The sequence below is a fragment of the Micromonospora sp. NBC_00858 genome, from assembly GCF_045207365.1.
GTDB lineage: Bacteria > Actinomycetota > Actinomycetes > Mycobacteriales > Micromonosporaceae > Micromonospora.
In genome coordinates this window covers 7,695,811-7,716,566 of record NZ_CP108828.1, presented here as the reverse complement: position 1 = coordinate 7,716,566, position 20,756 = coordinate 7,695,811, and the positions used below count along the sequence as shown (strand labels likewise).

Below are 20,756 nucleotides of genomic sequence, written 5' to 3'. Positions count from 1 at the left end.
CCGGTCACATCGCGGTGCGGGCCGACCACAGCTCCGGGAAGACCACCCGGGCCATGCTGCGCTGCAACCACGCCAGTCCGGCGGAACCGCCGCTGCCTACCTTGGCGCCCATTGTCCGCTGCACCGCCTTGACGTGGTTCCACCGCCAGTCGCCGAACTCCTCGGCGACCCCGCTCAGCGCCTCGCCGAGCAGCCGCAGGTGGTTGTCCGGCCCGGTGTCGGCGTAGATCCGTACCCAGGCCGCCTCGACCGACGGCTGCGGGTCGTGCTCGACCGCCACGTCCCGGTTCAGCAGGTCGGCGGGGAGGTCGAAGCCGCGCCGGGCGAGCAGCGCGAGCACGTCGTCCCAGAGGCTCGGGGCGGCCAGCGCCGCGGTCAGCGCGGCGTGCACCTCGGCCTGCCGGCGGAACGGCCGGATCAGCGCCGGGTCGCGCAGCCCGAGCAGGAATTCCAGGTGCCGGTACATCGCCGACTGGAAGCCGGAGCCCTCGCCGAGCAGGTTGCGGAACCGGTTGAAGTCGGCCGGGGTCATCCAGCGCAGGCCCTGCCAGGCGGCATTGAGGCCCTCCAGGTGCAGCGCGGCGCGGCGCAGCGGGGCCAGCGCGTCCCAGACCCGGTCGTCGCGCAGCAGCCGCTGGGTCTCCCGCAGCTCGTGGCAGGTCAGCCCGAAGTACAGCTCCATGATCTGGCTGACCATCAGGAAGGACATCTCGCCCGGGTCGCTGCTGAGCGGATGCTGCAACTGGTGCAGGGCGCTGGCCTGCACGTACGCGTCGTAGGGCACCAGCTCGGCGAACTCCAACGTCGGCTCGCCGCCGTTGCGTGCGGCGCGGGCGGCCCGCTGCCGTGGGGTCACCGGTCGCACCGTGGCGGCGCGGTTCGGCGCCCGCCGCTCCGTCTGATCCACCATTCGTCTCCCTCCCCCGGACTGGTCGACGTCATGATCTCGCGGTCGGATGGCCTGCGGAATGCCGGATCAACGGCGCTTCCCGCGCTCAGCCGGCAAGCCAAAGGCATCTGGGCGAATCCGGTTCACGAAAGTAAGGTCTGAGCGTGGACGACATGGACTGGGCGCTGCTGCGCGAGTTGCAGGCTGACGCCCGCCTGTCCTTCAGCGAGTTGTCCCGGCGGGTCCACCTCTCGCCACCCGCCGTGGCCGAGCGGGTCCGTCGGCTCGAGGAGGCCGGGGTGATCACCGGCTACCACGCCCAGGTCGACCTGACCCGGGCCGGCCGCACCGTGGTCGCGCTCATCCGGATGTCCTGCTACGGCGCGCGGTGCATCCTGCACGACCCGGCGGTGGCCGGCTGGCCGGAGATCCTGGAGATCCACCGGATCACCGGGGACGCGTGCAGCATGCTCAAGGTGGCGGCCGGCTCGATCGGCGAGTTCGAGGCGGTCATCGACCGGCTCGCCCCGTACGGCCAGCCGTCGAGCACGATGGTCCTGTCCTCCCCGCTGGGCTGGCAGCCGATCACGCCGCTCCCCTCCGGCGGCACCACGCCCCGCCGCCGCTGACCGACCCCACCCTGCCCGCCTGCGGGTTTGCCCCCCGGCCAGCGGGAAAACAGCGCGTGTGCCCAGGGGAGGGTTCCGGCGGTTGTCGCCGGTAGGGGGAAATCATGCAGGGTCTTCGCACGATCAACCGCGCACTCTCGGCCGCCCTGACACTGATGGGGCTGGTCGGGGCATTCGTCCTGTTGTCGGTCTCACCGGCGAGTGCCGGTGAGAACACCTTCGTCGAGGTGACGCCCAGCAGCGTCCAGGCCGGAGGCCGGGTCCAGGTCCGGGCGAGCTGCGACAACGACAACAATCGCCAGGCCACCGTGCAGTCCGACGCGTTCGGGCAACTGATGCTCAGACCGGACAGGGGTTTCCTGACCGGGTCGGTCACCATCCCGGGCGACAAGCAGCCCGGCGAGTACCCGGTCGACCTGCGCTGCGACAACGGTCAGACGGCCACGACCACTCTGACCGTGCTGAACATGGCCTCGCCCAGCAAGGGGCCGGCGACCGGGGGCGGCGGCACCGCTGGCGGCCGGGGCACCGGATCGCTGCTGGTGCTCGGCGGCGTGGCGCTGGTGGCCACCGCCGTCGCGCTCGGCATGGCCGGCGGCCGGCGGCGTACCGGGGCGGGCTCCTGAGCAGGACACGCCATGACCCGATCCTCCGCGCGTGCGCGGCCGGACCGCGGTGCCCGGGCCCGGTCCGGGGCGGCGCTGCGCGCCTCCGGCCGGCTGGTCGCCCGGGCCTCCGGCCGGCTGCGCAGGGTCGCCGGGCAGGCCGTGTCGGCCAGCGTCGCCACCACCGATCCGGCCGCCCGCCCGTTGCCGCCGAGCCGCCCGGCCGGCTCGCCGCTGCTCCGACGTCGGTTCACTACCAACCCGGGAGTGCCGGTACTGGCCGTCGCCGCGCTGATGGTGTTGATCGTGGCGATGCTCGGCATCGAGCAGGTGACCGGGGTCAGCCTGTTGCCGGACCGGATCACCGCCGGCCTGCGGCCTCCGCCGAAGAAGTTCCCGGTGCTGCCGGCCAGCCGCCCGGTGGGTCTCGCCATCCACACGCTGGACCTGCAGGCTCCGGTGCACGGCGTGGGCATCGCACCGGACGGCACCATCGCCGTGCCGGACGCGGCCCGCGCCCAGGAGGCCGGCTGGTACGACCAGGGACCCACGCCCGGGCAGTACGGCCCGGCGGTGATCGTCGGACACGTGGACACCACCAGCGGACCGGCCGTCTTCCACAAGCTGCGGGACCTGAGTTCCGGCGATCAGATCGAGGTCACCCGCTCCGACCGGAGCGTGGCGGTCTTCGAGGTGGACTCGGTGGAGCGGTTCGACAAGGCGCAACTGCCGGTGGACGAGGTGTACGGCGACTTCAGCCGCCCGAGCCTGCGGCTGATCACCTGCGGCGGCCGATGGGTCGGGGGCGAGACCGGCTACGCGGACAACGTGGTGGTCTTCGCGTCGCTGGTGAAGGCTCGTTCTGCGTGAGGTCGGGGTCTGCGGGACCAGGATCAGGCGGCCGCTTCGGGCTCACGCAGGTCGAGCCAGTCGGCCCAGCGCGGATCGGGGGCGCGGTGCCCGAGCACCCGCCAGGCGGTGCCCTTCGGTGCGGCCGGCAGCGCGTGCAGCCGCCAGCCCAGCTCGGCCGGGGTCTTGTCACCCTTGGTGTGGTTGCACCGGGCGCACGCGGCGACCACGTTCTCCCAGGCGTGCCGGCCACCCCGGCTGCGCGGAAAGACGTGGTCGATGGTCTCGGCCGGGCCTCGGCAGTAGGCGCACCGCCACCCGTCCCGGGCGAAGATCGCCCGCCGGGACAGCCCGACGTGGGTGCGGTAGGGCACCCGGACGAAGCGGGTCAACCGGACCACCGACGGCACCGGGAGGGCGTCCCGGGCGCTGTGCAGGATGCCGTCACCGTCGGCGACGCAGACAGCCTTTGCGGAGAGGACGAGGATGGCGGCTCGGCGCACCGACACGACACACAGCGGCTCGTAGGTGGCGTTGAGGACCAGCGCGCCGGAGCCCACCGTGGGTCGTATGTCAGGCATCGCGCTCACCCTCCCGGTTCAGCGGCTGCTGCGGTACCGCCGCCGACCGGGGCCGGGCACGACGGCCCACACGGTCGACGCCGGTCCGCTCACCGACGTCCGTTGCGCCAATAGTCCCTGATCGGACCCCGGATTGCACGTACTAATCCGGGGTCCGACATGAAGCTCTTTCCCGCACCTGTCACGATGGCCGGTTCGCCCCGGTCCGACCCCGCCCTCGGCGGCAGGTCACCCGGCCGGTGGGTCGGCGACGGGCTCGCCGGCTCGTTGCGGTACGAAGACAGGGTGAGTGCCGCCAGCCTGATACCGCTTGCCCTGTCCACCGCCGCCCCGCCGGACTGTCAGGGCAGCACCTCCTGCGAATGGCTGTACGACCTGACCAAGTCGGCCTGGTTCGCCGAGGGCAGCTACTGGATCCTGCTCAAGCCACTGCGGGTGCTGGTGATCGTGGCGGTGGCGATGATCGCCCGCTGGGCGGTGCACCGGACGATCAACCGGCTGGTCCGGACCACCACCAACGGTGCGGTGCCGACGATGCTGCGGCCGCTGCGCGAGCGGGTGCCCACCGCTGCGGTCGACCCGACGGAGTTCGTGCCGGAGCGACGTCGGCAACGGGCCGAGGCGATCGGCTCGGTGCTGCGCAGCCTCACCACCGCGTTCGTCTTCGGCATCGCGCTGCTGATGATCCTGCGCGAGTTCAGTTTCGACCTGGCCCCGCTGCTCGCCAGCGCCGGGATCGCCGGCGTCGCGCTGGGCTTCGGCGCGCAGAGCCTGGTCAAGGACCTGATAGCCGGTCTGTTCATGCTGATCGAGGACCAGTACGGCGTGGGCGACAACGTCGACCTCGGCGAGGCGACCGGTGTGGTGGAGTCGGTCGGGCTACGTGTCACCACCGTGCGCGACGGGCGGGGCGTGCTCTGGTACATCCGCAACGGCGAGGTCGTCCGGGTGGGCAACAAGAGCCAGGGCTGGGCACTGGTCGTGGTGGACCTGCCGATCGGCTTCAGCGGCACCGAGGAGGCCACGGCCGTGCTGCGGACCGCGGCAGCCTCGATGGCGGTGGACCCGGAGCTGTCGCCGGAGATCGTGGAGGCGCCGGAGGTGCTGGGCGTCGAGCAGATGACGGTGGAGGGGGCGGTGATCCGGACGGTGGTCAAGACGACTGCCGACGGGCAGTTCGCGGTGGGCCGGGAGTTGCGCCGGCGGCTGGCGGAGGCACTGGAGAACTCGGGGATCACCGCCCAGATCGCCGCCTCCCGCAGCTATCCCGGCGTCCCGATCCGGCCGCTGGCCGACGGCGAGACAGGTCAGGGCGGCCCGACCTGACCCGGACGACGCTGTCCGGCCATCGAGGGGTCGCGAGCCGCCCGGCCCCTCAGGTATCGTCCGTTCGTTCAGTCGGGGATGCGACGAACGAACCGTTCGCCCTAGCTAGTTGTCAGACGATCGGGCAGAATCCGGAGCACGCGTTCCCGCCGGAGCGTGATCCACATCCTCGCTGATCCGTAGATCTGACGAGTGTTTCCGGCCCCGGCTGTCACGAGCGGCCGTCCCGGGAGCCGATGGAGGCGACGGTGCCCGACGAGCGACCTTCCGCGGAAGGCCCGGCGACATTCCGCGAGGTGTTCGCCCAACGCGAGTTCCGGGCCGTCTTCGCGGCCGGCGCGCTCTCCTGGGTCGGCGACTATGTCGCGAAGGCCGCGGTCACCCTGCTCGTCTACCAGCAGACCAAGTCCGTCGCACTCTCCGCCGCCGCGTTCGCCGTCAGCTACCTGCCCTGGCTGCTCGGCGGCCCCGTGCTCGCCGCACTGGCCGAGCGGTACCCGTACCGACGGGTGATGGTGGCGTGTGACGTGATCCGGACGGCGCTGATGCTGCTCATCGCCCTCCCGGACCTGCCTGTCCAAGCCGTCCTGGTGCTCATCTTCGCCGCCACGCTGGCCAACCCGCCGAGCCAGGCGGCGAAATCCGCGCTGATGCCGCAGATCCTGGCCGGGGACCGGCTGGTGGTCGGGTTGTCGCTGAACAGCAGCGTGGGGCAGGCCGCCCAGGTCGTCGGCTACCTGCTCGGCGCCGCCGTGGCCGCGATCGACCCGGCCCTCGCGCTGCTGATCAACGCGGTCACCTTCGCCGTCTCGGCGCTGCTGGTCCGTCTCGGCGTCCGCGACCGGGCCCCGATGATGACCACCGCGCAGCGCAGCCACCTGCTCCGGGAGACCGGCCAGGGGTTCCAGATCGTCTTCGGCACCCCGGTGCTGCGGGCCATCGCGGTGTTGGTGTTCAGCGCGATGCTCTTCTCGATCGTCCCCGAGGGGTTGGCCGCCGGCTGGGCCAACCGGGACGACAACGGCGACCTGGACGCCGGCCTGGCTCAGGCGGTGATCATGATGGCCAACCCGCTCGGGTTCATCCTCGGCGGGCTGCTGGTGAGCCGACTGTTCGGCCCGGCCCGTCGGTTGGCCCTGATGCGACCGCTGGCGGTGTTCGCCCCGCTGGCGCTGGTGCCGGCACTGTTCGACCCACCGCCGATCGTGGTGGCGCTGCTCGCGGCTCTCTGCGGGTTCGCGGTCGCCGGCATGCTGCCGATGGCCAACGGGCTGTTCGTCCAGGCGCTGCCCGGCGAGTTCCGGGCCCGCGCCTTCGGTGTGATGGCCACCGGCGTGCAGGTCATCCAGGGCATGGCGGTGCTCGTCACCGGCCTGCTCGCCGAGCGGTTCTCCATTCCGCTGGTGGTCGGCGTGTGGAGCGCGGCCGGCGTGGTGCTGATGGTGGTGGCGTCGCTGCGCTGGCCGGACCAGCAGACGGTGGACGGCGCCATCGCGACGGCCTCCGCGGCCAACGCCGGGTCGCCGGCCAACCCGACGCCCGGCGGCACCCCGGCAGGGCCCCCCGAGCCGCGAGCCGGTGACGACCGCCGTCGGCACGCGGTCAGCTGAGCTGATCCGACACGAGCGGCCCTGACACGAACGGCCCTGACACGAACGCGGGCCCGGCGTGACCCGACGCACGGCGTCCGGGTCGGGCCGGCACTGAGCACGCCTGGCAGGATGGAACGGTGACTCCCGCAGGTGACTCCGACCGTCCTGGTGCGTCGACGACCCTCTTCGAGGCGGTCGGCGGCGAGCCCACCTTCCGCAAGCTGGTGGACGAGTTCTACGCCGGCGTCGCCACCGATCCCCTGCTGCGGCCGATGTACCCGGACGACCTGGCCCCGGCGGCGGACCGGATGACGCTGTTCCTGATGCAGTACTGGGGCGGGCCGAACACGTACTCCGCCCAGCGGGGGCACCCGCGGCTGCGGATGCGGCACGCCCCGTTCCGGATCGGCGTGGCCGAGCGGGACGCCTGGCTGCGGCACATGCGCCGCGCCGTGGACCGGCTCGACCTGGAGCCGGAGGTCGCCAGCACACTCTGGGACTACCTGGAGCGGGCGGCGCACTTCATGATCAACGCCACGGAGGACCCGGCCTGACCGCGCCTGACGGCCCGGCCCGGGCACCCGGGTCGCGGCAGGGTCAGAGCAGCGCGCCCTCGTCGTGCAGCCAGTCCACGAAGCTGGTGGCCACTGCGGCGCCGCAGTCGAGCATCTCGACCAGCAGCGCGTCGTGGGTGCCGGCGCCGAGCGGCACCTGAAGCTCGGCGTAGATCGGTAGCTGCCCGCGCTCGGTCGGGTCGCCGATGTACGCCTTGCAGAACCGACGGGTGTGGTTCCACTCGTTGACCACCCGGTACGCACGGTCGGCCCAGTCCGGCGGCACTGTGGCGTGCGGACGTGCCCGCATCACCAGGATCTCGTCCTCCGGCCCCTCCAGGGTGACCAGCACGGCGTGCCGCTCCCACATGGCCAGCAGGTTGCCGTCACCGTCGGCCAAATATCGCACGTCGAGCAGGTCGAGTGCGTCACAGACCCGGCGCAGGCTCACCGGCTCGATGGTGGCCGGCATCTCGGTCAGCACGGGCCGCTCGTTGGACGGGCAGTCGTCCCCCGGCTGGCGAGGGTTGGGCGGTCCGACCCGGACCGCGCTCTCCACTGTGATCCCGCTTCGGGTTTCCGGATCGCCGCCGTCGGCGGGACCGGGGCGCCATGACCACCACGGCATCGCTCGCGCACCTCACTCCCCAGCGGATCCAGTCGCCTACGGTGCGTTGGATCCGAGGATGGACGGTACCCGGACAGCCGAGTTGAAGCACCCCCCCAACGACCGCCCCAGACTAGAAGAATGAGTAGGGGTCATCCGTTCGGACGAGTAGCCAGGGGCGTCACGGCGAGATCGGTGGCCTTCTGCAACCAGGCCGCTCCGTATGGTCCCACCAGGCCAACCCAACGGCCGGCCACCCGCACCTGGACGGCAGCCTCGGCAGGGGCACCGGCCGGGCCGTCAACCGGCCCGAGGAAGCCCATCCGGACCAGCCCCTGAACCAGTCGCTGCGGCACCTCCACCGGCGGGCCGGGCGGACCGTCCGGACTGACCAGCACGGCCACGTGGTCGAGCAGCGCGTCGCGCAGCATCCGCTGACCCACCGCGCGGCCGGCCACGCCGTGCTCGCTCGCCGTACGCAGGGTGCCCGCCGCCGCGTCCGCGATCCGCCGCAGCTCGGCGGCGGGCAGCGCCTCCACCGGCCGGCTGCGGGCCGGCGGCAGCGGCCACCGCCACTGCGCGTCCCGACGCGCCGGCAATGCCGCGCCGCCGCGCTCCAGCTCCGCCAGCAACTCCGCGGCGGCCACCGTGACGTCCTCGGGGGTGCCGTCGGCCGGGCCGCCCGCGACCGTCCGGACCACCAGCACCTGCCACGGCAGCCGTGCCCAGAGGGCGACCCGACCGGCGGCGCCGGCCGGCCGCAGCCGGACCGGCGCGCCCGGATCCAGCCGGACCAGCCGGGCCAGGAAGGCACCCGCGTCGGCCACCCCGGTGACGCCGTGTCCGGCCGCCGTCGCCGTCACCCCGTCCACCCCGGCCGAGTCACGCCGCGCCGCCCTGCGGAGCGTAGGTGAGCAGGAAATCCCGCTCCTCTGCGGTGATCCGCCGGGGCACCTGGCGGGTCAGGTCGAACGGCACCAGCACCGAGCGGGCCCGGCTGGCCAGCACCTCGCCGTCGTACAACTCGTAGGCGACGGTGAACCGGGAGGCCCGGATCTCCTCCACCCACAGCTCGATCCGGACGGTGGGCGCGGCCTCTGCGGTGGCCCGGCCCAGCGCGTAGTCGACCGGGCGCAGGTAGTCCACCTCGTGCCGGCGGATCACCACCCCGTCGGCGAACGAGCCGACCCCCCAGGCCCGGCCGCCAGCGAACATCAACGCCACCCGCGCCTCCTCGTACAGGGTGAGGAAGCGCGAGTTGTTGACGTGGCCGTACGCGTCCAGGTCGGACCAGCGCAGTGTGCAGTGGTAGACGAACCGGTCAGACACCTTGTCGGCCCGGTCAGTCGCGGGTCAGCTTGCGGTAGGTCACCCGGTGTGGCCGGGCGGCCTCCGCGCCGAGGCGGTCGATCTTGTTCTTCTCGTACGCCTCGAAGTTGCCCTCGAACCAGAACCACTTGGCCGGGTCCTGGTCGTCGCCCTCCCACGCCAGGATGTGCGTGGACACCCGGTCCAGGAACATCCGGTCGTGCGAGATGACCACGGCGCAGCCGGGGAACTCCAGCAGCGCGTTCTCCAGGCTGGAGAGGGTCTCCACGTCCAGGTCGTTGGTCGGCTCGTCGAGCAGGATGACGTTGCCGCCGATCTTCAGCGTCAGCGCCAGGTTGAGCCGGTTGCGCTCGCCGCCGGAGAGCACCTTGGTCGGCTTCTGCTGGTCCGGCCCCTTGAAGCCGAACGCGGCGATGTACGCCCGGGACGGCATCTCGACCTTGCCCACCATCAGGTAGTCCAGACCGTCGGAGACGACCTCCCAGACGGTCTTGTCGCCGTCGAGGCCCTGGCGGTTCTGGTCGACGTACGACAGGGAGACGGTTTCGCCGACCCGGACCGAGCCGTCGGTCGGCTGCTCCAGCCCGACGATGGTCTTGAACAGCGTGGTCTTGCCGACGCCGTTGGGCCCGATGATGCCGACGATGCCGTTACGCGGCAGCGAGAACGACAGGTTGTCGATCAACAGCCGGTCGCCGAAGCCCTTGCTCAGGCTCTGCGCCTCGATCACCGTGCTGCCCAGGCGCGGGCCCGGCGGGATCTGGATCTCCTCGAAGTCCAGCTTGCGGGTCTTCTCCGCCTCGGTGGCCATCTCGTCGTACCGGTCCAGGCGGGCCTTGGACTTGGTCTGCCGGGCCTTGGCGTTGGAGCGGACCCACTCCAGCTCCTCGGTGAGGCGCTTCTTCATCTTGGCGTCGCGGCGGCCCTCGACGGCCAGCCGGGCGGCCTTCTTCTCCAGGTAGGTGGAGTAGTTGCCCTCGTAGCCGATCGCCCGGCCGCGGTCCAGCTCCAGGATCCAGCCGGCCACCTTGTCCAGGAAGTACCGGTCGTGCGTGATCGCCATGACGGTGCCGGCGTACTTGGCCAGGTGCTGCTCCAGCCAGGAGACGCTCTCCGCGTCGAGGTGGTTCGTCGGCTCGTCGAGCAACAGAAGGTCGGGCGCCTCCAGCAGCAGCTTGCAGAGCGCGACCCGGCGGCGCTCACCACCGGAGAGCTGGGTCACGTCGGCGTCCGGCGGCGGGCAGCGCAGCGCGTCCATGGCCAGTTCGAGCTTGGAGTCGATGTCCCACGCGTCGGCGTGGTCCAGCTCCTCCTGGAGCTTGCCCATCTCCTCCATCAGCTCGTCGGAGTAGTCGGTGGCCATCTGCTCGGCGATCTTGTTGAACCGCTCCAGCTTGGCCTTGGTCTCGGCGACCGCCTCCTCGACGTTGCCGAGCACGGTCTTGGCGTCGTTGAGCGGGGGCTCCTGGGCGAGCATGCCGACGGTGTAGCCGGGCATCAGCCGGGCCTCGCCGTTGCTCGGCCTGTCCAGCCCTGCCATGATCTTGAGGAGGCTGGACTTACCGGCGCCGTTCGGGCCGACCACACCGATCTTGGCCCCCGGCAGGAAGCTCAGCGTCACATTGTCGAGCACGACCTTGTCGCCGTGCGCCTTGCGCGCCTTTTCCAGGACGTAGATGTACTGGGCCACGGTGCGGGCTACCTCCGTCGGTTGCTGTCGCATGATGGGCGGCGCGGCGCGGGCTGCGACCTCCGCCCGCGGCACCGGCCGGGGGCCGGCCGCGCGCACGCCATCGTCAATCCTGACAGGTTCGGCCCGCTTCGCCCACATCACCCCGCCCCAGGAGTACGTCGTGCCGTCGGAGGACCCATGTTGTTGACAAGATCACCATCCAGATTCAGCCCCTGCGGGGCGGGTAGGGAACTCAGGCACGGGGCACCAGACGCCGCAGCTACGCTCAGTACGCTCATCGCGGTGGACCCGTCAGTACCCGGAGGTGGCCGATCGTGACCGTCCGTAGCTCCTTTGTCGTAGTGGCGAACCGCCTGCCGGTCGACGAGGTGAGCACCCCCGAAGGGCGGCAGTGGCGACGCAGCCCCGGCGGGCTGGTCACCGCGCTGCATCCCGTGCTCGCCGAACACCAGGGGACCTGGGTCGGCTGGGCCGGCGGGACCGGCGCCGCCCCGGAGCCGTTCGACCTTGAGGGGATCCGACTGCACCCGGTGCCGCTGAGCGCCGAGGAGCTGGAGCGGTACTACGAGGGCCAGTCCAACGCGACGATCTGGCCGCTCTATCACGACGCGGTGGAGACACCGGCCTACAAGCGTCGCTGGCGGGAGGCGTACCGCCTGGTCAACGCGCGGTTCGCCGAGGCCGCCGCGGACGTGGCGGCCGAGGGCGCGACGGTCTGGGTGCAGGACTACCAGCTCCAGTTGGTCCCGGCGATGCTCCGGGAGCTGCGGCCGGACCTGCGGATCGGCTTCTTCCTGCACATCCCGTTCCCGCCGATCGAGCTGTTCATGCAGATGCCGTTCCGTACCGAGATCCTGCGCGGCCTGCTCGGCGCCGACCTGGTCGGCTTCCAGCAGCGGCTGGCCGCGCAGAACTTCGTCCGGCTGGCCCGGCACCTGCTCGGGCTGCGCTACGAGGGGCAGATGATCCAGGTCGACGGGCGGCAGGTGAAGGCGGGCGCCTTCCCCATCTCGATCGACACCCAGGAGATGGAGCGGATGGCCGCCGACCCGGCGATCCAGGCCCGGGCGAAGCAGATCCGCGCCGAACTGGGCGATCCGAAGACGATAATCCTGGGCGTGGACCGGCTGGATTACACCAAGGGCATCGAATTGCGCCTCAAGGCCTTCCGCGAGCTACTGGCTGACGGAAAGTTGACAGTTCCGGACGCGGTTATGGTGCAGGTGGCCACGCCAAGCCGGGAGCGCGTCGAGCACTACCAGGCACTTCGGGTCAAGGTGGAGCGCGAAGTTGGTCGGATTAATGGGGAATTCGGCAGGGTCGGCGTGCCTGCGGTGCACTACCTGCATCAGTCGTACAGTCGCAGTGAACTGGCCGCGATGTACGTCGCTGCCGACGTGATGATGGTGACCCCGCTGCGAGACGGAATGAATCTGGTGGCCAAGGAGTACGTCGCATCGCGCGCCGACCAGGGTGGCGCGCTCGTGCTCAGTGAATTCGCCGGCGCCGCCACCGAGCTGCGCCAGGCCTTTTTGTGTAACCCGCACGACCCGGACGCGGTCAAGGACGCCCTGCTCCGGGCCGTGCACGTGGAGAAAACCGAGGCGCGCCGCCGGATGCGGACAATGCAACGTCACCTGCGCACCCACGACGTGGGGCACTGGGCCAAGTCTTTCCTCTCCGAGCTTGGAGTCTCCGAGGCGGAGGCCGCGTGAACACGTCCGTCAACGACGGAGCGGCGATCGCCACCGGGGTGATGGACCCCGAGCTGCGCTCCGCCATCGGCCGGATCGCCCGGGTCCCCCAGCTCCTGATCGCCTGCGACTACGACGGCACACTGGCGCCGATCGTGGAGGACCCGAGCACGGCCGTACCGCTGCCCGAGTCGGTGGCCGCGGTCCGCGCGCTCGCCGCGCTGCCGCAGACCACCGTGGCGGTGGTCTCCGGCCGGGCGCTGCGCGACCTGGCCGCGCTCTCCCGACTGCCCAGCGAGGTGCACCTCGTCGGCAGCCACGGCTCCGAGTTCGACATCGGCTTCGTCGAGCGGCTCTCCCCCGAGCTGGTCGCGGTGCGCACCCGGGTGCGGGACGCGCTGCGCGAGATCGCCGCCGAACACCCCGGCATCCGCTTGGAACGCAAGCCGGCCAGCGTCGCGGTGCACACCCGTGGGGTAGACCCGCAGATCGCCGCCGCGGCCATCGAGGCGGTCCGCAACGGCCCGGCCACCTGGGACGGCGTCACGGTCACCCAGGGCAAGGAGGTTTTCGAACTCTCCGTGGTGGCCACCCACAAGGGCACTGCGGTCGACCAGCTGCGGACCCAGCTTTCGGCCAGCGCCGTGCTCTTCATCGGCGACGACGTGACCGACGAGAACGCGTTCGGCAACCTGCACGGGCCGGACCTCGGCATCAAGATCGGCCCAGGGGACACCCAGGCCGACTACCGGGTGGCCGATCCGCTCGAGGCGGCCCGCGCACTCGGGCTGCTACTGGAGACCCGGCGGCACTGGCTCTTCGGTGAGCGGGCGGTGCCGATCGAGCGGCACTCGATGCTGTCCAACGGCCGCACCGTCGCGCTGCTCACCCCCGAGGCCAAGGTCAGCTGGCTCTGCCACCCCAAGCCGGATTCGGCGGCGATCTTCGCCGACCTGGTTGGCGGCAGCCCGGCCGGTCACTTCAGCGTCGCACCGGAACGCGGGGGCATCCCGCTGGGCCAGCGCTACCGCTCCGGCACGATGACCGTGGAGACCCGGTGGTCCGGCCTCACCGTCACCGACTGGCTGGACAAGCCGGCCCGGGAGACCACCCCGGACGGCCCGGCGGTGGTCACCGGCGACTCGACCCTGATCCGGGTGCTCACCGGCAGCGGCCGGGCCCGGCTGGAGTTCGCGCCACGACCCGAGTTCGGTCAGGTCGCCGTGCAGATGCAGCCGCTCGGCGACGGCCTGCTGGTGCTCGGCTCCAACGAGCCGGTCGCGCTCTACTCCCCCGGTGTGGAGTGGCAAGTCAGCAACGACGGCGGCTACCAGACCGCCAAGGCGGTCGTCGACCTCTCCGCCGCCGGCGGGCAGGTCCTGCTGGAGCTGCGCTTCGGCACGCACAGCCTGGAGCACCACCGGGTGCCGATCCACGACCGGCAGGCCGCGGCCGAGCAGCCGTGGAAGGACTGGGTCGCCTCGCTGAAGCTGCCGTCCACCTCCCGCGACCTGGTCACCCGCAGCGCGCTCACCCTGCGCGGGCTCTGCCACGAGGCCACCGGCTCGATCCTGGCCGCGGCCACCACCTCGCTCCCGGAGGAACTGGGCGGCGTCCGCAACTGGGACTACCGCTACTGCTGGCTCCGCGACGCCGCACTGACCGCCCGCGCGCTGGTCGACCTGGGTTCCCTCGAAGAGGCCGAGGGCTTTCTGCGCTGGGTGGACGGCTGCATCGAGCGCACCGGCGGGCACCCGGAGCGGCTGCACCCGCTCTACACCATCGACGGCTACGAGCTGGGCGCCGAGGCGGTCATCGACACCCTGCCCGGGTACGCCGGCTCCCGGCCCGTCCGGGTCGGCAACCTCGCCAACCACCAGCTCCAGCTGGACGTCTTCGGCCCGATCGCCGACCTGATCGCGGCCGTCGCCGACGCCCGCGGCTCGGTCCGCGACGACGAGTGGCGGGTACTGGACAACATGGTCGAGGCGGTTCGCCGCCGTTGGCACGAGCCCGACCACGGCATCTGGGAGGCCCGGCTGCCACCCCGGCACCACATCTTCTCCAAGGTGATGTGCTGGATGACCGTCGACCGGGCCCTGCACGTGATGCGCCAGCACGGCGGCGAGGACCGCCCCCAGTGGGTGGAGCTGCGCGACCGGATCGGCGCCAACGTGCTGGAGCACGGCTGGCACGAGGAGGTCGAGGCGTACAGCGTCGCGTACGGCGACGAGGACATGGACGCCTCGTCGCTCTGGATCGGGCTCTCGGGCCTGCTTCCGGGCGATGACCCGCGCTTCCTGTCCACCGTGCTCCGGATCGAGGCGGACCTGCGCAGCGGCCCGGTCGTCTACCGCTACCACTGGGACGACGGCCTGCCCGGCCGCGAGGGCGGCTTCCACATCTGCACGGCGTGGCTGATCGAGGCGTACCTGCGCACCGGCCGCCGCACCGACGCCGAGGAGCTGTTCGCGCAGATGGTGCTCACCGCCGGCCCGACCGGCCTGCTCCCCGAGCAGTACGACCCGCTCGCCGAGCGCGGGCTGGGCAACCACCCGCAGGCGTACAGCCACCTCGGTCTGATCCGCTGTGCCCTGCTGCTGGACAACATGCTCAAGCAGTGATCTGACACCCGCAGCGGGCCGGAGACGTCGTCTCCGGCCCGCTGCCGTCAGGCGTCCAGCGCGTGCACCACGTCGCCCACCACGACGACCGCGGGCGGGCGCAGATCGGCCGCCAGCACGTCGGCGGCCACCGCGCCGAGGGTGGACCGCAGCGCCCGCTGGGCGCCCGTGGTGGCTTCCTGGACGACGGCGGCCGGTGTCTGCGGCGACCGGCCGTGCGCGATCAGGGTCGCCGTGATGGCGCCGAGGTTCTTCAGCCCCATCAGGATCACCAGGGTGCCGCGTAGCCCGGCGAGCGCCTCCCAGCGCACCAGCGAGGCCGGCGAGTCGGGCGCTAGGTGCCCGGAGACCACGGTGAACTCGTGCGCCACCGCCCGGTGGGTGACCGGGATGCCGGCCGCGGCCGGGGCGGCGATCGAGCTGGTGACCCCGGGGACCACGGTCACCGGAACACCGGCCGCCGTGCAGGCCAGCAGTTCCTCGCCGCCCCGGCCGAAGACGTACGGGTCACCGCCCTTGAGCCGGACCACCAGCGCGCCGGCCAGTGCCCGGTCCACCAGGATCCGGTTGATCTCCTCCTGGGCGCGGGACGGGCCGTACGGGATCTTCGAGGCGTCCACCAGCTCCACGTCGGGGCGCAGCTCGTCCAGGAGCAGCCCGGGCACCAGCCGGTCGGCGACCACCACGTCCGCCTCGGTGAGCAGCCGCCAGCCCCGCACGGTGATCAGCTCCGGGTCACCCGGCCCCGCCCCGACCAGAGCCACCCGCCCGCCGACTGCCGCAGCAAGAGACCCCTGCTCCACCGCAGGCGTCGACAGGGCGCCCTTGCTCGCACCGAGGAGGTCGCGGATGGCGTCGCGGACGGTCATCGCGCGGCGCGGGTCGCCGCCGCCGAGCACCGCGACGGTGACCGGCCCGTGCCGGGTCACCGCTGGGGTCCAGGCCGTGGCGGCGGTGCGGTCGTCGGCCCGGACGCAGAAGATCCGCCGCTCGGCGGCGGCGACGCTCACCGACTCCGCCGCGATCGGGTCGTCGATCGCCACCTGGACCAGCCACGCCCCGTCCAGGTCGTCGGGCGCGAACCGGCGCGGCAGCCAGCGCAGCCGGCCCGCGTCCGCCCGCGCACGCAGCGCCGGGGTCAGCTCCGGTGCCACCAGCAGCACGTCCGCACCGGCGTCCAGCAACGCCGGCACCCGTCGGGTGGCGACCGCACCACCGCCCACCACGACCACCCGCCGCCCGTCCAGCCGCAGGCCGAGAGGGTACGGGTTGGTGCTCACGTCGCGGCCGCGCTGTCGCGCCGGATGGCTCGCCCGCTGCGCTCGCTCACTTCTCAGCCACGCCGGCCGAGTCGAAGGTGGCCACCTCGTGCAGCACCCGGACCGCGCCGGTGACCACCGGCAGCGCCAGCAGCGCGCCGGTGCCCTCCCCGAGGCGCAGGCCCAGGTCGATCAGCGGGTCGAGGCCGAGGTGGCGCAGCGCCACCGTCGCGCCCGGCTCGGTCGAGCGGTGGCCGGCGACCATGGCGCCGACCGCGTCCGGGGCGAACGCCGCGGCGGCGAGCGCGGCGGAGACCGCGATCACGCCGTCCAGCAGCACCGGCGTGCGGCGGGCCGCAGCGCCCAGGATCAGCCCGGCCAGCGCGGCGTGCTCCAGCCCGCCAACGGCGGCCAGCACGCCCAGCGGGTCGGCCGGGTCGGGGGCGTGCCGGGCCAGCGCGGCCCGCACCACCGCCACCTTGCGGGCGTACGTCGGGTCGTCGACCCCGGTGCCCCGGCCGGTGGCGTCGAGCGGGTCGGCACCGGTGAACGCGGCGATCAGCGTGGCGGCCGGGGTGGTGTTGCCGATGCCCATGTCCCCGGTGAGCAGGATGCCGGCCCCGGCGTCGATCAGCTCGTCGGCGATCCGGATGCCGGTCTGCACCGCCGCCCGCGCCTCGTCCCGGGTGAGCGCGGCGGTCACCGCGAGGTCCCGGGTGCCCCGGCGCACGGTCGCGCTGACGAACCGGGGCACGGACGGGTCGAGGATGGCCGGGCCGGACGCCTCAGCGGCGGGCTGGGCGGGTAGCGGGGTGGCCACGCCGACGTCGACCACGGTGACCGAGGCACCGGCCTGCCGGGCGAACGCGTTGACCACGGCCCCGCCGGCCAGGAAGTTGCCGATCATCTGCCCGGTGACCTCCTGCGGCCACGGGGTCACCCCCTGAGCGTGCACTCCGTGGTCACCGGCGAAGATCGCCACCGCGGCCGGCTCGGGCACCGGTGGCGGGCAGGCCGCGGCGAGGCCGGCGAGGCGTACCGACAGGTCCTCCAGCGCGCCCAGCGACCCCGCCGGCTTGGTCAGCCGGCCGTGCAGCTCGCGGGCGTCGGCCATGGCCGACTCGTCCAGCGGCCGGATCGCCGCGATCGTGGTCTCCAGCATCATGCCTCCATGGTCTCGCGCAGCACCGCGACGAACGCGTCGGTGGTGGATCGGTCGCGCACGGCCACCCGCAGCCAGTCTGGGCCGAGGCCGGGGAAGGTGTCGCCCCGGCGTACCGCCCAACCCCGATCGCGCAGAGCCTCCCGGACCCGGGTCGCGCCCGGCAAATGCAGCAGCACGAACGCGCTGGCCGGGCGGCCGACGACGCGTACCCCGGGCAGGTCGGCCAGGCGGGCGACCAGGTGGTCGCGGTCGGCGGCGAGCTCGGCGGCGATCACGCGTTCGGCCTGGACCGCGACGGGGGTGGCGCAGGCCGACGCGGCGGCCAGCGCGGGGGTGGAGACGGCCCAGAGCGGCTGGACGGCGGCCAGCCGGGACAGCAGCTCCGGCGCGCCGAGCAGGTAGCCGATCCGCAGGCCGGCCAGGCCCCAGGTCTTGGTGAGGCTGCGCAGCACGAGCAGCCCGGGCAGATCACGCCGCTCGGCCAGCGACTCCGGCTCGCCGGGCCGCCCGGGGACGGCGGTGGTGTCGGCGAACGCCTCGTCGACCACCAGTACCCGGCCCGGGCGGGCCAGCGCGGCCAGGGTCCGCGCCGGGTGCAGCACCGAGGTGGGGTTCGTCGGGTTGCCGATCATCACCAGGTCGGAATCGGCGGGCACCCGGTCCGGGTCGAGCCGGAAGTCCTCGGCGGGGTCCAGCAGCACCCGCTCGACCGGGTGGCCGGCGGCCCGCAGCGCCGCCTCCGGCTCGGTGAACTGGGGGTGCACCACCACCGGGCGGCGGATGCCGCGCAGCGCCTGGGCGATCAGCACGAACCCCTCGGCAGCGCCGGCGGTGAGCAGTACCTCGTCCGGGTGACGCCGGTGCCGGGCGGCGACCGCCGCACGGGCCGACGCCGGGTCCGGATAGCGGGCCAGGTCGGTGAGGGTGGCGGCGATCGGGCCGGCCAGCCAGTCCGGTAGCGGTGCCCGGCGGACGTTGACGGCGAGGTCGACCAGACCGGCGCTCGCCTCCGCGTCGCCGTGGTGCGCCAGGTCCGGCTCGGGGGCAGCCCTGGCCCCGGCCCCGGCGGCCGGTGCCAGCACGCTCGGCTGATCACACATGTCCGCGATCCTGCCGGGAAGGCGGCCGGTGGGACAGCCGATCTCGACGTAAGCCGCATCACCACCCGGCGGTTTATGAGTTCTTCTCATGTTCGAATCGGAAATGTCATAACTTGGCCATGTGAGCAACCGACCCCTTGCTGCCGCTGGTCGACTCGTTCCTCTACTCCGCGCCGGGCTGATCGCCGGCATCGTGATCGCCGCCGCCGCGTACCCGCTGGTCGCCCTCACCGGGCTCGGCGCGAAGGCCACCGCGCACGCCGTGGAGCACAAGACCAAGCTGCTGACCACCGCCCTGCCCGCCGAGACCTCGTACCTCTACGCCCCGGACGGCAAGACCGTGCTGACCATGTTCTACGAGGAGTACCGGCAGTACACCAAGCTGTCGGACATGTCGCCGAACATCCAGCAGGCGATCGTCGCGGCCGAGGACTCCCGCTTCTACCAGCACCACGGCGTCGACCCGAAGGGCGTGGCCCGAGCCTTCGTCTCCAACGCCCGCTCCAACGGGGTCTCGCAGGGCGCCTCGACGCTGACCATGCAGTACGTCCGGATGGCCCTGCGGGACAGCGCGACCACGCCCAAGGAGGTCCAGGAAGCCACCCAGCAGACCAGCCTGCGCAAGGTCAAGGAGATGCGGATGGCGCTGGACCTGGAGAAGGAGATGAGCAAGGAACAGATCATGGAGCGCTACCTGAACTCGGCGTACTTCGGGCACCGGGCGTACGGCATCTACGCGGCCAGCGAGATCTTCTTCTCCAAGACCCCCAAGGACCTCACCCCGGTCGAGGCGGCCACCCTGGCCGGGCTGGTCAAGTCGCCGTCGGAGTACGACCCGGCCGACTCCGACCAGAAGGAGGCCACCGGGCGGCGCAACTACGTGCTGGACCGGATGAGCCAACTCGGCTACCTCTCCCCCGACTCGGCCGCCGCCGCGAAGTCCGAGCCGATCCGGCTGAAGCTGACCAACCCGCCGAACGACTGCGCGGCGGTGCCGGACAAGTACAACAGCTGGGGCTTCGCCTGCGACTACCTGAAGAACTGGTGGAGTGCGCAGCCCGCGTTCGGGGAGAACCGGCTGGAACGGATGGACAAGCTGCGCCGGGGCGGCTACCGGATCGTGCTCAGCATCGATCCGAAGATCCAGGAGGCGGCCGAGAAGAACGTCGGCGCCAAGGAGGGCACCGGCAGCCCGTTCGCCAACGGCATCGTGGTCGCCGAGCCGGGCACCGGGCGGGTGAAGGCGATGGCGGTGAACCGGACGTACTCGCTCGACCTCAGCGAGAACCCACAGAGCTCCAACCCCGAGGCCGGGCCGAAGGTGAAGGCCAACTACCCGAACACGGTGGCGCCACTGCTCGGCGGCGGTGACCTGCCGGGCTACCAGGCCGGATCGACGTTCAAGATGTTCCCGATGCTGGCCGCCCTGGACTCCGGGATGACGCTCTCCACCTCGTTCAACGCGCCGTACCGGTACAAGTCAGCGGTCTACGACGGCTGGGCGCCGTCCAACGCCAGCGGCGCCATGACCGGGCAGCAGACCATGTGGTCCGGCTTCGGCAAGTCGGTCAACACGTACTTCGTGTGGCTGGAGGAGAGGGTCGGCGCGGACCGGGCGGTGCGGCTGGCCGAACAACTCGGGTTGCGCTGGCGCACCGACGTCGACCGGGAACAGGCGTCCCCGACGAAGGTGAAGAAGTGGGGCGCGTTCACGCTGGGCGTCTCCGACGCCACCCCACTGGAGATGGCGAACGCCTACGCCGCCGTCGCGGCCGACGGCCGCTACTGCGAGGCGATCCCGGTGTCGGCGATCATGAACCGGGACGGCACGCCGGCCACGTCCGTCACCCCCGGCGGCCTCCACCGTGAGGTGGCCAAGCCGCGCTGCCGGCAGGTGGTCAGCGCGGACGCCGCCCGGGCGGCCACCGACGCCGCCCGCTGCCCGACCGGGGACACCCCGGCGCGCGGAGGCTGCGGCGGCTGGTCCACCGCCGACAGCGTCCGGGGTACGGTCGGCCGCCCGGTGGCCGGTAAGACCGGTACCACCGACAGCACGCGGTCCGCCTGGTTCGTCGCCTACACCCCGGAGTTGGCCGCGGCCAGCTTCATCTCCGACCCGGACAACCCGTTCAACGCGGTGGGTGACGGGCAGTCCCAGATCCCGATCGCGGCGGTCGCGGAGACCCTGCGCGACGGCCTGAAGGGCCAACCCACCCGCCAGTTCACCCCACCGTCGGACGCCATCGTCGGGTGACCGGCC

18 protein-coding genes are annotated in these 20,756 nt (G+C 72.3%); 9 read left to right on the top strand and 9 right to left on the bottom strand.

What is annotated here, in order from left to right; genetic code table 11:
• Nucleotides 1-4: 4 nt before the first annotated feature.
• Nucleotides 5-907, bottom strand: a complete 903-nt coding sequence (locus OG990_RS35945) for a tryptophan 2,3-dioxygenase (RefSeq protein ID WP_406081983.1) — start codon at nucleotides 905-907, stop codon at nucleotides 5-7.
• Between the two features lie 146 nt (nucleotides 908-1,053).
• On the opposite strand from OG990_RS35945, the gene OG990_RS35940 reads away from it, so the two are divergent.
• The 3 genes from OG990_RS35940 to OG990_RS35930 all read left to right on the top strand — a co-directional run bounded on the left by OG990_RS35940 (nucleotide 1,054) and on the right by OG990_RS35930 (nucleotide 2,993).
• Nucleotides 1,054-1,518 carry an Lrp/AsnC family transcriptional regulator gene (locus OG990_RS35940; RefSeq protein ID WP_355610069.1) on the top strand — a complete coding sequence of 155 codons (465 nt, stop codon included), beginning with the start codon at nucleotides 1,054-1,056 and terminating at the stop codon, nucleotides 1,516-1,518.
• A 104-nt stretch (nucleotides 1,519-1,622) separates the two neighbouring features.
• The gene (locus OG990_RS35935; protein WP_328419541.1) at nucleotides 1,623-2,144 is read left to right on the top strand and encodes a hypothetical protein; all 522 of its coding nucleotides are present in this window, start codon (nucleotides 1,623-1,625) and stop codon (nucleotides 2,142-2,144) included.
• Nucleotides 2,145-2,156: 12 nt separating this feature from the next.
• Entirely contained in the window at nucleotides 2,157-2,993 is an 837-nt protein-coding gene (locus OG990_RS35930) for a class F sortase (RefSeq protein WP_406078516.1), read from the top strand.
• A 23-nt stretch (nucleotides 2,994-3,016) separates the two neighbouring features.
• Here the strand turns inward: OG990_RS35930 and OG990_RS35925 are convergent, their stop codons facing one another.
• Nucleotides 3,017-3,553: an HNH endonuclease gene (locus OG990_RS35925; protein ID WP_074313833.1), complete on the bottom strand. Its 537-nt coding sequence runs from the start codon at nucleotides 3,551-3,553 to the stop codon at nucleotides 3,017-3,019.
• Nucleotides 3,554-3,712: 159 nt separating this feature from the next.
• On the opposite strand from OG990_RS35925, the gene OG990_RS35920 reads away from it, so the two are divergent.
• From OG990_RS35920 to OG990_RS35910, 3 genes are all read left to right on the top strand, one after another.
• Entirely contained in the window at nucleotides 3,713-4,879 is a 1,167-nt protein-coding gene (locus OG990_RS35920) for a mechanosensitive ion channel family protein (protein ID WP_406078515.1), read from the top strand.
• A 236-nt stretch (nucleotides 4,880-5,115) separates the two neighbouring features.
• Complete coding sequence (locus tag OG990_RS35915; protein ID WP_355610107.1) at nucleotides 5,116-6,489, top strand: MFS transporter; 1,374 nt, start codon at nucleotides 5,116-5,118, stop codon at nucleotides 6,487-6,489.
• Nucleotides 6,490-6,608: 119 nt separating this feature from the next.
• A complete protein-coding gene (locus tag OG990_RS35910) occupies nucleotides 6,609-7,025 on the top strand; it encodes a globin (RefSeq protein WP_328419547.1) in 417 nt (138 codons plus the stop codon).
• A 43-nt stretch (nucleotides 7,026-7,068) separates the two neighbouring features.
• On the opposite strand, the gene OG990_RS35905 is transcribed toward OG990_RS35910, so the two are convergent.
• From OG990_RS35905 to ettA, 4 genes are all read right to left on the bottom strand, one after another.
• Nucleotides 7,069-7,653, bottom strand: a complete 585-nt coding sequence (locus tag OG990_RS35905) for a YbjN domain-containing protein (protein WP_109817147.1) — start codon at nucleotides 7,651-7,653, stop codon at nucleotides 7,069-7,071.
• A gap of 131 nt (nucleotides 7,654-7,784) precedes the next feature.
• Nucleotides 7,785-8,504 (bottom strand): hypothetical protein, encoded by a 720-nt coding sequence (locus OG990_RS35900; RefSeq protein ID WP_355610109.1) that lies wholly within the window; start codon nucleotides 8,502-8,504, stop codon nucleotides 7,785-7,787.
• A gap of 10 nt (nucleotides 8,505-8,514) precedes the next feature.
• A complete protein-coding gene (locus OG990_RS35895; RefSeq protein ID WP_328419553.1) occupies nucleotides 8,515-8,961 on the bottom strand; it encodes a thioesterase family protein in 447 nt (148 codons plus the stop codon).
• A gap of 13 nt (nucleotides 8,962-8,974) precedes the next feature.
• Nucleotides 8,975-10,651 (bottom strand): energy-dependent translational throttle protein EttA, encoded by a 1,677-nt coding sequence (gene ettA, locus OG990_RS35890; protein ID WP_328419555.1) that lies wholly within the window; start codon nucleotides 10,649-10,651, stop codon nucleotides 8,975-8,977.
• 317 nt (nucleotides 10,652-10,968) lie between these two features.
• Here ettA and OG990_RS35885 point away from each other — a divergent pair, with 317 nt between their 5' ends.
• Both OG990_RS35885 and otsB read left to right on the top strand, forming a co-directional pair.
• Entirely contained in the window at nucleotides 10,969-12,369 is a 1,401-nt protein-coding gene (locus OG990_RS35885) for a trehalose-6-phosphate synthase (protein ID WP_328419557.1), read from the top strand.
• Nucleotides 12,370-12,410: 41 nt separating this feature from the next.
• Complete coding sequence (gene otsB, locus OG990_RS35880) at nucleotides 12,411-14,972, top strand: trehalose-phosphatase (RefSeq protein ID WP_328426037.1); 2,562 nt, start codon at nucleotides 12,411-12,413, stop codon at nucleotides 14,970-14,972.
• Between the two features lie 47 nt (nucleotides 14,973-15,019).
• On the opposite strand, the gene cobA is transcribed toward otsB, so the two are convergent.
• The 3 genes from cobA to cobC are packed head-to-tail and all read right to left on the bottom strand — an operon-like array spanning nucleotide 15,020 to nucleotide 18,496.
• Nucleotides 15,020-16,252 (bottom strand): uroporphyrinogen-III C-methyltransferase, encoded by a 1,233-nt coding sequence (gene cobA / locus OG990_RS35875; RefSeq protein WP_406078513.1) that lies wholly within the window; start codon nucleotides 16,250-16,252, stop codon nucleotides 15,020-15,022.
• Nucleotides 16,253-16,298: 46 nt separating this feature from the next.
• Nucleotides 16,299-17,393, bottom strand: a complete 1,095-nt coding sequence (gene cobT, locus OG990_RS35870; RefSeq protein WP_328426039.1) for a nicotinate-nucleotide--dimethylbenzimidazole phosphoribosyltransferase — start codon at nucleotides 17,391-17,393, stop codon at nucleotides 16,299-16,301.
• The gene (gene cobC, locus OG990_RS35865; protein WP_406078512.1) at nucleotides 17,393-18,496 is read right to left on the bottom strand and encodes an Rv2231c family pyridoxal phosphate-dependent protein CobC; all 1,104 of its coding nucleotides are present in this window, start codon (nucleotides 18,494-18,496) and stop codon (nucleotides 17,393-17,395) included. Before cobC ends, cobT begins: the two co-directional genes overlap by 1 nt.
• Nucleotides 18,497-18,617: 121 nt before the next feature.
• On the opposite strand from cobC, the gene OG990_RS35860 reads away from it, so the two are divergent.
• Complete coding sequence (locus OG990_RS35860; RefSeq protein WP_406078511.1) at nucleotides 18,618-20,750, top strand: transglycosylase domain-containing protein; 2,133 nt, start codon at nucleotides 18,618-18,620, stop codon at nucleotides 20,748-20,750.
• Nucleotides 20,751-20,756: the final 6 nt, after the last annotated feature.